General features: G+C 67.4%; 12 protein-coding genes. 3 read left to right on the top strand and 9 right to left on the bottom strand.

Going from position 1 to position 13,900, the window contains the following annotated elements; all coding sequences use genetic code 11:
- Position 1: 1 nt before the first annotated feature.
- From EV675_RS13555 to EV675_RS13540, 4 genes are read right to left on the bottom strand one after another with little or no spacing between them, the layout of a single operon-like run.
- Complete coding sequence (locus EV675_RS13555) at positions 2-964, bottom strand: tripartite tricarboxylate transporter substrate binding protein (protein ID WP_242621404.1); 963 nt, start codon at positions 962-964, stop codon at positions 2-4.
- A 53-nt stretch (positions 965-1,017) separates the two neighbouring features.
- The gene (locus tag EV675_RS13550) at positions 1,018-3,105 is read right to left on the bottom strand and encodes an acetate--CoA ligase family protein (RefSeq protein ID WP_242621403.1); all 2,088 of its coding nucleotides are present in this window, start codon (positions 3,103-3,105) and stop codon (positions 1,018-1,020) included.
- Entirely contained in the window at positions 3,105-3,908 is an 804-nt protein-coding gene (locus tag EV675_RS13545; protein ID WP_130357728.1) for an enoyl-CoA hydratase/isomerase family protein, read from the bottom strand. The genes EV675_RS13550 and EV675_RS13545 overlap by 1 nt, the downstream gene beginning before the upstream one ends.
- Positions 3,909-3,945: 37 nt before the next feature.
- A complete protein-coding gene (locus EV675_RS13540; protein WP_423213213.1) occupies positions 3,946-4,929 on the bottom strand; it encodes a tripartite tricarboxylate transporter substrate binding protein in 984 nt (327 codons plus the stop codon).
- A 169-nt stretch (positions 4,930-5,098) separates the two neighbouring features.
- On the opposite strand from EV675_RS13540, the gene EV675_RS13535 reads away from it, so the two are divergent.
- The gene (locus tag EV675_RS13535; protein ID WP_130357727.1) at positions 5,099-5,881 is read left to right on the top strand and encodes an IclR family transcriptional regulator; all 783 of its coding nucleotides are present in this window, start codon (positions 5,099-5,101) and stop codon (positions 5,879-5,881) included.
- Positions 5,882-5,901: 20 nt separating this feature from the next.
- Here the strand turns inward: EV675_RS13535 and EV675_RS13530 are convergent, their stop codons facing one another.
- A complete protein-coding gene (locus EV675_RS13530) occupies positions 5,902-6,783 on the bottom strand; it encodes an alpha/beta fold hydrolase (protein WP_130357726.1) in 882 nt (293 codons plus the stop codon).
- Positions 6,784-6,872: 89 nt separating this feature from the next.
- Between EV675_RS13530 and EV675_RS13525 the strand changes: the two genes are divergently transcribed.
- Positions 6,873-7,808, top strand: coding sequence for a LysR family transcriptional regulator (locus EV675_RS13525; protein ID WP_130357725.1), 936 nt, complete (start codon positions 6,873-6,875; stop codon positions 7,806-7,808).
- On the opposite strand, the gene EV675_RS13520 is transcribed toward EV675_RS13525, so the two are convergent.
- The 4 genes from EV675_RS13520 to EV675_RS13505 all read right to left on the bottom strand — a co-directional run bounded on the left by EV675_RS13520 (position 7,753) and on the right by EV675_RS13505 (position 12,899).
- Positions 7,753-9,099 (bottom strand): MmgE/PrpD family protein, encoded by a 1,347-nt coding sequence (locus tag EV675_RS13520; protein ID WP_130357724.1) that lies wholly within the window; start codon positions 9,097-9,099, stop codon positions 7,753-7,755. The two genes, EV675_RS13525 and EV675_RS13520, sit on opposite strands and share 56 nt — an antisense overlap.
- 25 nt (positions 9,100-9,124) lie before the next feature.
- Positions 9,125-10,120, bottom strand: coding sequence for a Bug family tripartite tricarboxylate transporter substrate binding protein (locus EV675_RS13515; protein WP_130357723.1), 996 nt, complete (start codon positions 10,118-10,120; stop codon positions 9,125-9,127).
- A gap of 81 nt (positions 10,121-10,201) precedes the next feature.
- On the bottom strand, positions 10,202-11,893 hold the full coding sequence (locus EV675_RS13510) for an FAD-dependent monooxygenase (RefSeq protein ID WP_130357722.1): 1,692 nt from the start codon (positions 11,891-11,893) through the stop codon (positions 10,202-10,204).
- A 22-nt stretch (positions 11,894-11,915) separates the two neighbouring features.
- Positions 11,916-12,899 carry a Bug family tripartite tricarboxylate transporter substrate binding protein gene (locus EV675_RS13505; RefSeq protein ID WP_130357721.1) on the bottom strand — a complete coding sequence of 328 codons (984 nt, stop codon included), beginning with the start codon at positions 12,897-12,899 and terminating at the stop codon, positions 11,916-11,918.
- 107 nt (positions 12,900-13,006) lie between these two features.
- On the opposite strand from EV675_RS13505, the gene EV675_RS13500 reads away from it, so the two are divergent.
- Entirely contained in the window at positions 13,007-13,900 is an 894-nt protein-coding gene (locus tag EV675_RS13500) for a LysR substrate-binding domain-containing protein (RefSeq protein WP_130357720.1), read from the top strand.

Raw genomic sequence — 13,900 nt, 5'->3', positions numbered from 1 at the left:
TTCATTCCGCCCGTACGCCCTGCGCCCGGACGACCTGCGCCCACTTCACCTGCTCTGCGCGGATGACGCGCGCGGTCGCCTCCGGGCCATCGAGGGTGAGGAGCATGCCTTCGCTTCTGGCTCGCTTGCGGAACGCCTCGGCATCAGCCGCCCGCCGCGCCGCCTCATGCAACCGCGCAACGATTGCCGAGGGAGTCCCCGCCGGCGCCAGCAGCCCGTACCAGACGTCGGCCTCGAAGCCGGGCACCCCGGACTCTGCCAGCGTGGGCACGTCCGGCAGCAATGGGGAACGGCGGGCGCTCGTCACGGCCAGGGGCTTCAGGGACCCGCTCGCGATGGACGGCGCCACGCTGGGCAGCGTGCCGAACGCGATATCGATCTGGCCCGCCAGCACATCCGCGATGACTGGAGTCGCTCCCCGGTACGGGATATGCGTCATTGAAATGTCGGCGGTCGTCTTCAGCAGCTCAGCAGACAGATGCGTGGAGGTGCCATTGCCGGCCGAGCCGTAGTTGAGCTTGCCGGGCGTGGCCCTCGCCTGCCTGATCACTTCCTCGCCGGAGGCCAGCGGACTGGTCATACGAGTGACCATGACGTTGGGCGCACGGCCGATCAGGGCGATGGGGGCGAATGCCGTGTCGGCGGCATACGGCAATTGCGGCACGAGGCTGGGAACGATCGCCACCGCGCTCGTGGTCAGCAGTATCGTATATCCGTCGGGTGGACTCTTGGCCACCATGTCATTGCCTATGACGGTGCCCGCGCCAGGTTTGTTGAGCACGATCACCGGCTGGCCCAGCTCCTTGCCCATGCCCTCGCCCAACGCCCTGGCCAGCGCGTCGGTGCCGCCGCCCGCGGGAAAGGGAACGACCACACGCAGCGGGCGCGTGGGAAAATCCTGTGCAAGGCACGGCACCGATGCCGCAAACAGCACAAGGCCGGTCAGGTACGTCGCAGTCCTCAAGGTGTACTCCTCCGTGTCGTTATTTTTCGTGTTCTGGTTGCCGTCCCGGCCGCTCAGGCCAAGACGGCGACACCGTCGGCCGCTCTGACGCCCTGCCCCTGCGGCAGCACGAACACCGGATTGATCTCGGCCTCGATCAACCTGTCCCCCAATTGAGCCACCATCCACGAGAAGGCCACGATGGCGTCCAACAGGCCATCGACATCGGCCTTCGGCCGGCCCCGATAGCCATCCAGCAGCGGCCAGCTCTTCAACTCCCGAACCATGGCATCGGCCTCTTGGCGAGCGAGTCCCTTGCCCGGCGCCAGCATGCGGATGCTCGTATCGTTGAAGAGTTCGGCGGTGACGCCGCCCATGCCCAGAAGAATGGCGCTTCCCAACGCATCGCGACGCATGCCCAGGATGAGTTCCACGCCCCCTCCCACCATTTCCTGCACCAGATAACGGTCAGGCCGAACCCCGGCGCGCGCCTCGACTTCCGCCGCCATCGCCTCCAGGCGCTCGCCCACGGCCTCCGGGGCCAGATTGACCGCCACCCCGCCAACGTCGCTCTTGTGCGTGATCTGGCTGGAAAGCATCTTCAGCACCACGCGCGCACCCAGCGCCGAAGCGGCCTGGTCAGCCTGCGCCGGGCTGGCGACGACCGACTCGCGCACCCCCGGAATACCGAATCGGGCGAACAACTGCTTGGCTTGATGCTCGTCCAGCGCTCCGACGGGCAGGGCATCGACCGCGACCGGCTCGCGGTCTTCATCCTCCGGCCCCGGATCGCCCCGCCACTGGCCGACCCGCAACATGCCGCGCAGTGCCGCGCGGCAACTCTCCGCGGCGGCAAACGCCGGCACCCCATGGCGGGTCAATATCCGCCCCACGGCCGGCGCATGCGGACTCACATAGGCGATCACGGGCTTGGTCGAGTTGGGTAGGCACTCCTGGATGGCGCCCGCCATGAGTTCCGGCATGGCCAGGCTGGACGAGCCGACGATGACGACCAGCGCGTCATAGCTAGGGCTGGCTTGCAACGCATTGATCGCCCCCTTCAACAACTCCGGCTTCAAACCGGCCAGCGTAACGTCGATGGGATTGCGATCCAGCACTGCATGGTCGCCGGTTTGCAAGGACCGGAGCGCCGCGGCGGTCCGGTCGTCGGGCACGGGGGTCTCGAAGCCCGCCATGCCGAGTTCGTCGGATACCAGCGTTCCCGCGCCCCCGGTCGAAGTCAGGATGGCCACCCTGTTGCCGGCCAGACGCCTGCCCGTGGCCAGCGCTGCGGGAATGTCCAGCAGGTCGCTGAAGGTCTGAGCCCGTATCACGCCCACTTGGCTGAAGAACGCGTCGTACATCCGGTCGGCTCCCGCCATGGCCCCGGTGTGCGACACCGCCGCCTGCGCGCCCGCTTCCGAGCGGCCGATCTTGAACGCGACCACCGGCTTGCCGGCGCGGGCCGCCTTCAGCGCCGCCGCCCGGAACTTCTCGGGATTCCTGATCGTCTCCACGTACAAGGCGATCACGCGAGTGGCCTCGTCATCGGCAAGATGGTCGACAAAGTCGGCCAGCTCCAGGTCGACCTCGTTGCTGGTCGAGATCAGCTTCGACAGGCCTATGCCACGTGCGCTGGCGCGCGACAGCAGCGCGCCCAGGATGCCGCCGCTCTGCGACACCACGCCGACCGATCCGACGGGGAAATGGTCCATCTCCAGCGCCCCGGTGGCCGACAGCACGATACGATCGGTCAGGTTGACCAGCCCGATGGTATTCGGTCCGAGAATACGCATGGCGCCCGCGGCTTCCAGCAACTGAGCCTGGCGCCGCGCCCCCTCGCCGCCGGTTTCGGTATAACCGCTTGCCAGCACGATGGCGGCCGCGGCGCCCCGCTCCGCCAGCTCACGAACCGCGAGATGCGCGCGCTCCGCGCCGAGCAGGACGATACCCACGTCGGGTACCTCTGGCAGGGCGGAGACGTCGGCATAGCACGGCAGGTTTCCGATCTGACCGACTCTCGGGTTGACCGGAAGAATGCGGCCGTCGTAACCATGCTTGAGCAGATAGGCAACAGGACGGCCCGAGGTCTTGCCGGCATCGGCAGAAGCACCGATTACCGCGACGCTGCGCGGGCGGAGAAGGCGGGAGATGGCATCCATCACGACTGCTCCTTGGTGGTGCCTGCTCCCCGGCCGAGGAATCTCTCGACGGCCTCCCGATGCTCGCTGCTTGTGTAGCAGATACCCTGGGCCTGACTGCCTTGGGCGAAGACCTGATCGGCGGACAGTTCGAAGGTCTGATTGAGAATGGTCTTGGTCAAGGCGAGCGCCGTCGCCGAGCCCTGACTCATCTCGGCCGCCCAGGCACGCGCATCGGCCACCAGCGTCTCGGCCGAAGTCGTCCTGTCGACGATGCCCAGCTTCGCCGCTTCGTCCACGCCAATCTTGCGCCCGCTGAAAATCAGCGACTTGGCCATCGGCAGGCCCACGCGCCGGGGAAGGAAATACATGCCTCCGCCATCGGGCACGATGCCCCGATGAATGTAGGACCACGAAAAGTTGGCCCACTCGCTGGCGATGATGAAATCGCATGCCAGGGCGGTGTCCGCCCCCAAGCCGGAGGCCGCGCCGTTGACCGCGGCAATCGTAGGCTTGGGCATGGTGTGGAGCAAGGCCTGCGCGTGATGCACGCGCTGCTGGCGATGCCAGCCGTTGAAGCCGATTTCCCCTGTCGGGGCGTTCATTCGCTGCTCCATGCCGGCGATATCGCCTCCGGCGCAGAACCCCTTTCCAGCTCCGGTCAACACCAGCGCGCGAATGCTGCGATCGGCGGCCACGTGTTCCAGCGCGTCGATCAGTTCGGTACGCATGGCATCGCTGATGGCATTGCGCTTCTCGGGCCGATCCAGCGTAAGCGTCGCGACCGAGGCGTCGACCTGCAGATTTATCAATGAATACGTCATGATGCTTCCAGCTTCGTTGGGCGCAGCCAGCGGCTGCTCAGTTTGGCTTGATGCGGTTTTCCTGGACGACCTTGCGCCACCGCTTCTCTTCGGCTGCCACGTAGGATTCGAGTTCAGCCGGATCGCCCGCGCGGATCCCGAGCCCCTCCTTTTCCACCTTCTCCCGGAACTCGGGGCTTCTGGCGGCATGCCTGGCCGCCTGGTTGAGACGATCGATGATCTCGGGCGGCGTCCCGGCCGGCGCATACAGTCCGTACCAGCTCTCGACCATGTAGCCGGGCACCGTTTCGCCCAGCGGCGCCACGCCTTCGAAGGAAGGCGACGGCCTGGCGCTCGTCACCGCCAGCGCGCGGAATTTGCCGCTTTCGACGAAGCCCGAGGTGGCGGCCGCCGTACCGAACATCATGTCCACCTGCCCGCCAAGCACGTCCGTGATCGCCGGACCCGCCCCCTTGTAAGGCACATGAGTCAGCTCTACCTTGGCAAGATTGCTGAACATCTCGCCGGCCAGGTGAGCCGAGGTCCCGATTCCCTGCGATGCATAAGTCAGTTTGCCTGGGTTCGCCTTGGCGGCCGCGATCAGTTCGCCGACCGACTTGTAGGGGCTCTCGGCCCGAACGACCAGCACATTGGGCCCCGAGCCGATCAGGATGATCGGCGCGAAGGCCGTGGCATGCGCATACGGCAGCTTTGGCTGCAGGCTGGGATTGACCGCATGGGCGAACGATGCGATCAGGATCGTGTAGCCATCCGCCGGGCTCTTGGCCACGGCGTCCGTGCCGATCATCGTGCCCGCGCCCGGCTTGTTCTCCACCACGACCGACTTGCCCAGGTCCTTGCTCATCTCGGCGCCCAGGGTGCGCGCGATCAGGTCCGTCCCTCCGCCAGGAGTGAAGGGGACGACCAGCCGGATGGGGCGTTCCGGATAGACGGCCCAGGCCCCTTGAACCACCAGCATGCCTGCCAACATTCCCGCCAGCACATGTCGCCGCGCGGTCCAGCTCCCGAATGAATACGACATCTTCGTCTCCTGTTGTGCCCTTTCGCCTGTGCCGAAGCGTTCCCCGACGCTCGCCTCAAGGGCTGTCTCGATAGACGCAAGCTTAGGTTCCATCTCGCTGGCGCGCAGTTGCTAAATTCCACTGAATGGAACAAAATCGCGCAAACTTATGAGGTGAATCGGAGACTTCATGGAAGGTCCACGCAAGCCGGGACGATCTCCCAACAACCGTTCCCTTGAACGAGGCATCGAAATCCTGAGAGCATTCCGGCAAGGGTCGGCCACTCTGGGAAATGCCGAACTGGCCGAGCGCAGCGGACTGTCGAAGTCCACCGTCAGCCGCCTGACTCAGACACTCGTCCGCAGCGGCGTGCTGCAATTCGACGACACCAGCCGGGCATACCGCCTCGCCCCCGCCGTACTCAGCCTGGCGCACGCGATGCGTACCGGGTCGCGCGTGCTGCAGCTGGCCGCGCCCAGGATGCGTGCCTTGGCGGAAACGCACAGAATCAATGTGGGGCTGGCGGCGCCGGACCGCGACGAGATGGTTTACCTGGAATCGATACGCTATGCGCGCCGCGCGGCCTTGCGGCACGTCGTATCGGGGCAGCGCGTGCCGATGGAGCTGACCTCGCTGGGGCGCGCGTATCTGGCGACGCTGAACGAAGCGGAACTCAAGCCCCTGCTGGAAGCGTTCAAGCGGCGGCGCGGCCGGAACTGGCCGGCCCTGGCCCGGGAAATCGGCGAAGCCGGGAACAGCGTACGCCTGCGAAGCTACTGTGCCGCGGCATGGCAACCCGAAGTGGTGGCCGTGGCGACGCCGCTGCGGATCGGCCACGACGTCTACGCGCTCAATGTCAGCACGTCGACCAGCGAACCCCTGGCCAGCACCGCGAAGTCCCTGGCCGCCCCGCTGCTGTCCCTGGCCGCGGACATACGCGCAGCGGTCGAAGACTATGCGTTCGCGCCCTGACGCGCTTGGCGGCGGTCAGCTCAGAGCGCCAGGCCGAAGCGCTCCCGCAGATAGTCCAGGATCGCTTGCAGCACGGCGTGAGGCTGCTCGGGCAAAAGCGCATGGCCGGCATCGCGAATGGTGAGGTTGGTGACCCGTTCTCCCAGCTCGTCCCGCAGCACGTTCGCATAGCGGGGGGGAGCCACCACATCGAATTCGGCCTGTACGTTCAGTATGGGCGCGCTGCCGCCCGCGAAGAACTCCTCCACGGGCGTTCGCCGCTGCGCGAGCGTCTGCATGGCCATCAGTTGCCGGTTGAAGCCGGTCAGCCATGGCGTGGGATCGCTGCCTGGCGCGAAGAAGACTCGCCGCAGATGCTCCAGCCGCTGCGCATCGGGCAGATCCGGATCCGCGCTGCCTTCGATCGATGCGCGTATGTCCGGCGGAATCGGCACCGCGTCCACTCCCCGCGGCACCTTGCCGGCTGAGCCGGCAAGCAGGATCAAGCCCTTGACCAGATGGGGGAAATCACTCGCCACGGTCCGGGCGATCCAGTTGCCATGAGCATGGCCGATCAGGATGGCGGAACCCGCGGACTCGCGCTCGATCACCGCGGCGATGTCACCAGCCCAGTCGTGCAGGGTCTTGCCTTCCAAGGGGCCGGTGCTGCCGCCATTTCCCCTCGGCTCGGGACACAGGGTTCGCAAGCCGCGCGCCGCCAGCGGCTCGGCCAGCTCGGCCATGTCCTCGGCGCCACGCCCCAGCGAAGGCAACAATACAACGAGCGGCCCCTGCCCCCTCGCGAACACTTCTATCGCTATCTCACTATCCCGCGCCACGACATGGCGGGTGGTCTGGCATCGAAGCGATTCGGTAGACCGGCGGCGAATTTCCTCAATGCGATTCTGCTCTTGTGTGATCATGTCACTCTACGAAAAATAGATAAATCAAACAGCCGACGGCGACTGGCGCCATCTCCACACTTGTCTCGAACGGCTGAGGGAGGCCACGCATGGACATTCGACAAATCCGCTACTTCGTCACGGTGGCCGAAGAACTGAGTTTCACGCGCGCCGCCGAAAAACTGCACATCTCCCAACCTCCTCTGTCCCAGCACATCAAGTCGCTGGAAGAAGAACTGGGCATCGAGCTGCTCTTCAGGAATCGGCGCGAGGTCAAACTCACCGACGCGGGCCGGGTCTTCCTGCTGGAGGCCCGCAAGGTCCTGGAACACTTGAACGTCGCGGTCAACAGCACCTTGCGCACTGCCCGGGGGGACACGGGAGTCCTGCGGCTGGGCATGGCGACCTCCGCGGCCTTCAACGTGATGCCCGACGTCGTCGAGCGGATACGCGCCCGCTTTCCCCAGGTCGAGATCCTGGTCTCCGACATGGAGTCCAAGGAACAGATACGCATGGTTGCCGAGGAACGACTGGACATCGGTTTCATCCATGCGGCCCCCCTCGTCCGGGGATTGCGCAGTACGCCGCTGTTCTCCGAGCCTTACGCCGCCGCCATGCGCGAGGACGACGCCCTGGCGGGGCTCGCGAAACTCACGATGGCGGACCTGGCCGGGCGTCCGCTCATCGCGTTCTCCCGCGCCCACACGCCCAGCCTGGCGGACTCGCTGGTCACGGCATGCCTGGCGGCGGGATTCAATCCGCAGATCGCCCACACCGCTCGGCATCCGTTCACCATGCTGCAGATGGTCGGCATGGGACTGGGCATCGCCCTGGTCCCCGCGTCGTTCGCCCGCACCCACTTTCCCGGCGTGCGGTTCGTTCACGTGGACGACACCTCCAGGCAGGTAACCATCAATGCGGTCTGGCTGGAGCGGACGGCGTCGACGCTGGTGCGCCGGATCGTCACCGAAGTACTCGAACATGATGGCGTCAGTCCGCAGCCGTCGACAGCATCTCGTCGATCGGAGTTTCGCCAAATCCGATGAAACGCCGCGCGATGAACGCCGCTCGCTCCGGCCCCAGGCGCGGATGCGTCAGCGCCTCGAACTTGCTTCGTATGCCATCGGCCCTGCCGGGATTGCCCGCTCCGCCGGACGGATTGTCCACGTCCACACGCACCGGTCCCGTATCGGTATCCACTTCGACCCAACCGCAGAACTCCCGGGGATAACGCGCATCCAGATCCGGGTCCCTTACGATGTCGATGCGGTTCGCGAGGTCGACGATCAGGGGATCGTTCAAGTGCCGGGGCGAGAACTGATCCGGCAACACCGCGCCATCCAGCAGCGCGACAGCCAGCGCGTAGCGGGCGCTCATCTGCGCATTCAGGGCGGTACCGGGAACATAGGGGTATCCACATTGCACGTCGACGACCGACGCCATGCCGGCGCGAACGCGCGCCCCCTGTCGCCATCGCTCCCGCAGCGCCAGCGCGGCATCGACATGGGGATGAACGCTGCCACAGCAGCCATAAGGCTTGAAGTTGGTCTCCCGTGCGTGCCAGCGGTCTCCCAGCGCCAGCGTCAACTGGGCCGGCTCCGGGCAGTCGCTGAATGCGCGCAGCCATCCGCCGTCCTCTGCTTCGTACAACGAAGCCGGGCCCGTCAGGCCGAGCCCGGCCATCTCGGCGGACATGACGCCCGCGTGCGCCGCCCGCCCCGGATGAAACCGCTTGCTATCGGTTCCGTCGACCGAGAAGGCGTACAGCCCGCCGGACTGCGTACCGGCCAACCCCAGCGCCCAGGCCGTGCGTTCGGCGTCCAGGCCCAGGATCACGGCTGCCGCCGCGGCCGCCCCCAGGGGGCCGCACACGGCAGTCAGGTGCCACCCCCGCAGGCGGGCATGAGCCGGGACCAGCGCCAACGAAGACCGGATGGCAACCTCGTAGCCGGCGGCTAGCGCGACTTCCATGCGCTGCATGCTGGCCCCCCGCGCTTCTCCCACTGCGAACACGGTAGGCAGCATGACTGCGCCCAGGTGCAGCTTCGCGTTGTGGAAGTCGTCGAGTTCGTAGGCATGCGCGGCCGCGCCATTGACCAGGGCGGCGTCGGCGGCGCGCAGGCGCCTCCGCGTTCCCCACACGGTAGCCCCGTCCGCGCCGGCGGCGCCGCCGGCGACGGCCCAGTCCCGGATCGCTCGCGTCCAGGGCAGGTCCGCACCGGCCAGGGCCGCGCCGAATGTGTCCAGCCCCAGCAGCCGCAAGGTCATGCGGACGTCCTCGGGCACCATCGAAGGTGCCAGGCCGGCCACCCACGATGCAACGGTACGAGTAATCATGGCGGTATCTTGCAAGGCGTGCCGTTCAGAAGGAAATTTTGATGTTGGCTTCTTTCACCGCCTTGCCGATGGACTCGATGTCCTTGCGGATCATGGCGCGAAACTCCTCGGGCGAGGACTGCGTGGGAACGAAGGACAGATCGTTGAAGCGAGCTTTCAGCCCCGCCGTTCCGACGGCCCGCGCCACTTCCCGGTTCAGCGTCGCGACCACGTCCGCGGGCATGCCGGCCGGCCCCCATATCCCGTACCAGGACAACACCTCGAAATCGGGAATGCCGCTTTCGGCCACGGTCGGCACGTCGGGCATCTGGGCCACGCGGTTCTTGCTCGTCACCGCAATGGCGCGCAGGCGCCCGCCGGCGACGAAGGGATGAACGCCCGGCATGGGCGATATCGCCGCCGAGACGTGCCCGCCCACCACGTCGGTCAACTGCGGGACCGCGCCCTTGTAGGCAATGATTTCCATGTCCAGCTTCAGCGCGCGATTGACCATCTCCTCGCTCAGATGGCTTGTCGTTCCCAGGCCCGAGGTCGCCCAGGTGTACTTTCCCGGCGACGTTTTCGCCAACTGCGCAAGCTCGCCCAGCGTCTTGGCCGGCACATCGTTGTTCACCGCCACGACCAGAGGGACATAGCCGATCTGTGCCACAGGCGTGAAATCCTTCTGCGCGTCGTAGGTAGGCTTGGCCACCACCAGCGGCATGTAGACCTGGCTGGAAGCATTGAACAGCAGCGTATAGCCATCCGCCTTGGCGCGCTGGACCGCCGCCGAACCGATCAGGCCCGAGGCGCCCGCGTGGTTCTCGATCACGATGGGCTGGCCCAGTTGTTTCTGCAGTTGTTCGGCGACCAGCCTGCCCACGGTGTCGATCGAGCCGCCCGGGGTATAGGGAATCACCATCTTGATGGGCTTGGAAGGGTAGGCCTGCGCCATGCAGGCCTGTCCGGCCAGCGCGGCCGCCAATCCCAGCGCGGCACGCAGCGCCATCCGGCGGCGATTGTCGTGTCTCATCGTCATCATTGTGTCTCCGTCAGTGTCTTCTGCTGGCGAACACTCTAATGAGCGCTGAAACGACCGTCTAATACCGTATTCGACGAACAGTTATAGGGAACCGGCTTGCTCCGCCCTCCTCCCCGTCGCCCGGGCCATCGGCGATCGGGCATCGGCTCCCGCGCCGCCCCGCCAGGCGATGTGATGATCCGGCCGGATCAATACGCGCTCCGCGCCATAAAGCATTCGCGCGGCGGCATCGTCGATCTCCAGCACTTCCAGGCCCATGCCGTACTCGTCCGCCACACCGTGCCACGCCTCGCGCTCGGCGGCCGGCAGCACGCCGAAGGCAAGCAGCGTGAAGTCGCGTCCGAACAAGTCGAACAACACCTTGCCGCGCACGACGGCATGCGGCGCGCGCGACCCCGGCAAGGCCAGCGGTTCGTAGCGATTCGGATCGTCTTGCGGCGCGGGGCCGGACTCGGCCGCGACGATGGGGCTGTCCAGGTAGCGCACGCCCAGTTGCAGGCCGGGGATATTGAACTCGCTGGCCACGTGCACGGCCAGGCGGCGGCCGAGTTCGGCGCGCGCCTGGACCCCGGCCTCGCCGGCCGCCTCGATGTCGGCGCCGGCGCGCAGGTTGCCGATGCTGTCCGCCATGCGGCGCGCGAAGGCCGTATTGCGCAGCGCCATGGGCCGGCGCTCGCGCTCGTAGCTGTCCAGCAGCGCGGGCGGCGCAGCGCCCTGGATCACGGCAGCCAGCTTCCAGCCCAGGTTCACCACGTCGTCGATCGAGGTGTTGTAGCCCATCCCACCCGTGGGCGTGAAAAGGTGCGCGGCGTCGCCCGCCAGGAACACGCGGCCCGCGCCCATCCGGTCCGCCACCAGCGTATAGCCGGCCACCCACGGCAGGCGGTCGATCAGTTCGAAGTCGAATTCCCTGCCCACCACGGCATGCGCGGTGGCGACCGCGTCGATGTCGGCGGGTTCCTGCCCCGGCGCCAGCTGGACGGCCAACAGAAAAGTCTCGATGCCGTCCACGGCGATCAGCAGGCCGCGCTGGCGCGCGTTCACGGCCCAGTACTGCCAGGCGTGCTGCTTGCCGATTGCTTCATAGAGACTCCTGGACCGGAAATAGATGGACAGCATCTGGCCGCCGAAGAAGTCGCGCTGTTCGCTGCCCTGCCCCGAATAGGCCACGCCCAGCGACTTGCGCACCAGGCTGCGGGGGCCGTCGCACCCGACCAGATAGCGCGCTTCCAGCCGCCACGCCTGGCCGCCTCCTTCGGGCTCGACCACGGCGGTAACGCCCTGGTCGTCCTGTTCGACGGCAACCGCGCGCTGGCCCAGGCACAACCGCACGCTCGGATAGGCGGCAGCGCGCCGGCGCAGCACGGGCTCGATCAGCATCTGCTGCACGCGGTGCGGCAGTTCGGGCGTGGGCCATGCATCGCTGCCGTAGTCGCCGGCATTGCCCGAGGCATGACCGCCGGCCTCGCTGCGCCGCGCCGCGTCGCCCCGGCTCGGAATCCTGAAGCGCGCCAGTTCATACTCCGCCAGCTGCGTGCAATAGACCACGTCCTGGGGGTAGTCCGGCGGCAGGCCCAGGGCCCGGATTTCGTCGGAAAAGCCGCGCCGGCGATAGTGCTCCATGGTCCGGGCCGAGGTCGCGTTGGCCTTGGGAAAGGCCGGCGGATCGGCATCTTCCTCCAGCAGGACGCAGGGAATGTCCCGGCACCCGAGTTCGATCGCCAGCATCAGGCCGGCCGGACCGCCGCCGACGATGGCGACTTCTGTCTGCATGGTATTCACGATGAAGCGTCCTTCAGTCCGTCGTCGCCCCCGTGCGCCGTACCATCTCGGCATAGCGGGGCGTGTCCTTGCGCATCCACTCGGACACCGTCGCGCCGGGAACGGCGGCGGGCACGAATCCGAACGTGGCCATCTTGGTCTTGACCTCGGGCACGTCCAGCGCCGCGCGCACCGCGCGCGAGACCGCCTCGACCCGCTCGGCCGGCGTGCCTGCCGGCGCCACCAGGGCCACCCAGGTGGACGCATCCACGCCCCGGGGGCCGCCGGCCTCCTCCAGCGTGGGCACGTCGGGCAGCGCCGACGACCGGGCCCCGTCGGCCACCGCCAGCACGCGCAGCTTGCCGGCCTGGATCAGGGCCCCGGCGGTGGCGTACGACCCCAGTGCCCAGGTCACCTCGCCGTTGGCCACGGCCGCATACAGTTGCGCGGTGTCCTTGAACGGCACGTGCAGCATCTGCGTGCCCGTGGCCGCCTCGACCTGCGCCGCGCCCAGGTGGCCGGGACTGCCGACCGCCCACGAGCCGTACGTCACCTTGCCCGGCGAAGCCTGCGCCGCCGCGATCAGCTCCGGCACCGACTTGATCGGGCTGCCGCCCGAGACCACCACGAAGAACGAGGTCCGGTACAACCCGCCGACCGGCACATAGTCCTTGACGGGGTCGTAGGGCAGCTTGCGGAACAGGCTGGGGTTGATGGCCATGTGCCCCACGTCGACCACGCCCAGGTCGTAGCCGGTGGGGGCCGCGCGGCGCACCGCCTCCATCGAGATGAAGCCGTTGCCGCCGGGCCGGGGTTCCACCACCACGGCCTGACCCCAGTCCTTGGACAATTGCTCGCCCACCATGCGGGCCACGGCGTCGGGACCGCTGCCCGCCGGGAACGGGCTCAGCAGCCGCACGGGCCGGGTGGGAAAGGCATCCGGCTGCGCCGCGCCGGCGGCCAGGGGCTGCAAGGCCATGACGCAGAACAGCGCCGCCGCGAATCGGGATAGGGTCATCGTTGGTCTCCGTGATGGGGTACTTGTTGTGGGAGACGAGTCTAGGTAAGGTCAGTGCTTACAGAAAGATGGCAAAATCCTCCCATCGATACCTAGGCGTTATCGACATGAAACTACACCACCTGCGCGACTTCGTCGCCATCGCCGACGCGCACAGCGTGCGCGGCGCCGCGCGGGCATTGGGCCTGGCCCAGCCCGCCCTGACCCGCAGCCTGCGCGAACTGGAAGGCGAACTGGGCACGCCCTTGCTGGAGCGGCACGCGCGCGGCGTGGTGCTGACCCCCATCGGCCAGGCCTTCTACGGCCGCGCGCACGCCGCCATGGCCGAACTCCAGCGCGGGCGCGAGGAAGTGGCCCAGCTGCTGGGCACCCCGTCGGGCACCGTCACCGTGGGCCTGTCCAGCGCGGTCTGGCTGGTCATGGCGGCCCAGGCGCACCAGGGCTTTCGCAAGAAATATCCCGGCGTGCGGCTGCGCATGATGGAAGGCTTCTTCTCCATGCTGGAAGGCCGCCTGCAGGACGGCACCCTGGATTTCTTCATCGGCCCCCGGCCCGCGCGCCCCATCGGCGACGGCTACAAGGTCGACCTGCTGTTCCACAACGAGCGGGTGGTCGTGGGCCGCAAGGGCCACCCCCGGCGCCATGCCACCAGCCTGGCCGAACTGGTCGGCGAGGACTGGGTCCTGACGGGCGTGCGCGAACGGGTGGAAGCGGAGTTCGAGGATGCCTTCGCCAGCCAGGGGCTGCCCCCGCCGGTGCCCATGACCCAGGCCGAATCCATGGTGGGCGTGGCGGCGCTGCTCAGCTCGACCGATGCGCTCGCCATGCTGCCGCGGCAGTGGCTGCAGGCCCGCCTGTTCGAAGGGGTGATCGAGGCCATCCCGGTGCGCGAGCACATCGAGGGCCCGGACATCGTGCAGATCTCGCGCGCCGGCGTACCCTTGACGCCGGCGGCGGCCTATCTGTCCACCTTGTTCGAACGCGCCGCGGTCGCGATGTGA

This window comes from Pigmentiphaga kullae, assembly GCF_004216695.1.
Lineage (GTDB): Bacteria > Pseudomonadota > Gammaproteobacteria > Burkholderiales > Burkholderiaceae_B > Pigmentiphaga > Pigmentiphaga kullae.
This window is presented reverse-complemented; position numbering and strand designations above follow the sequence as displayed.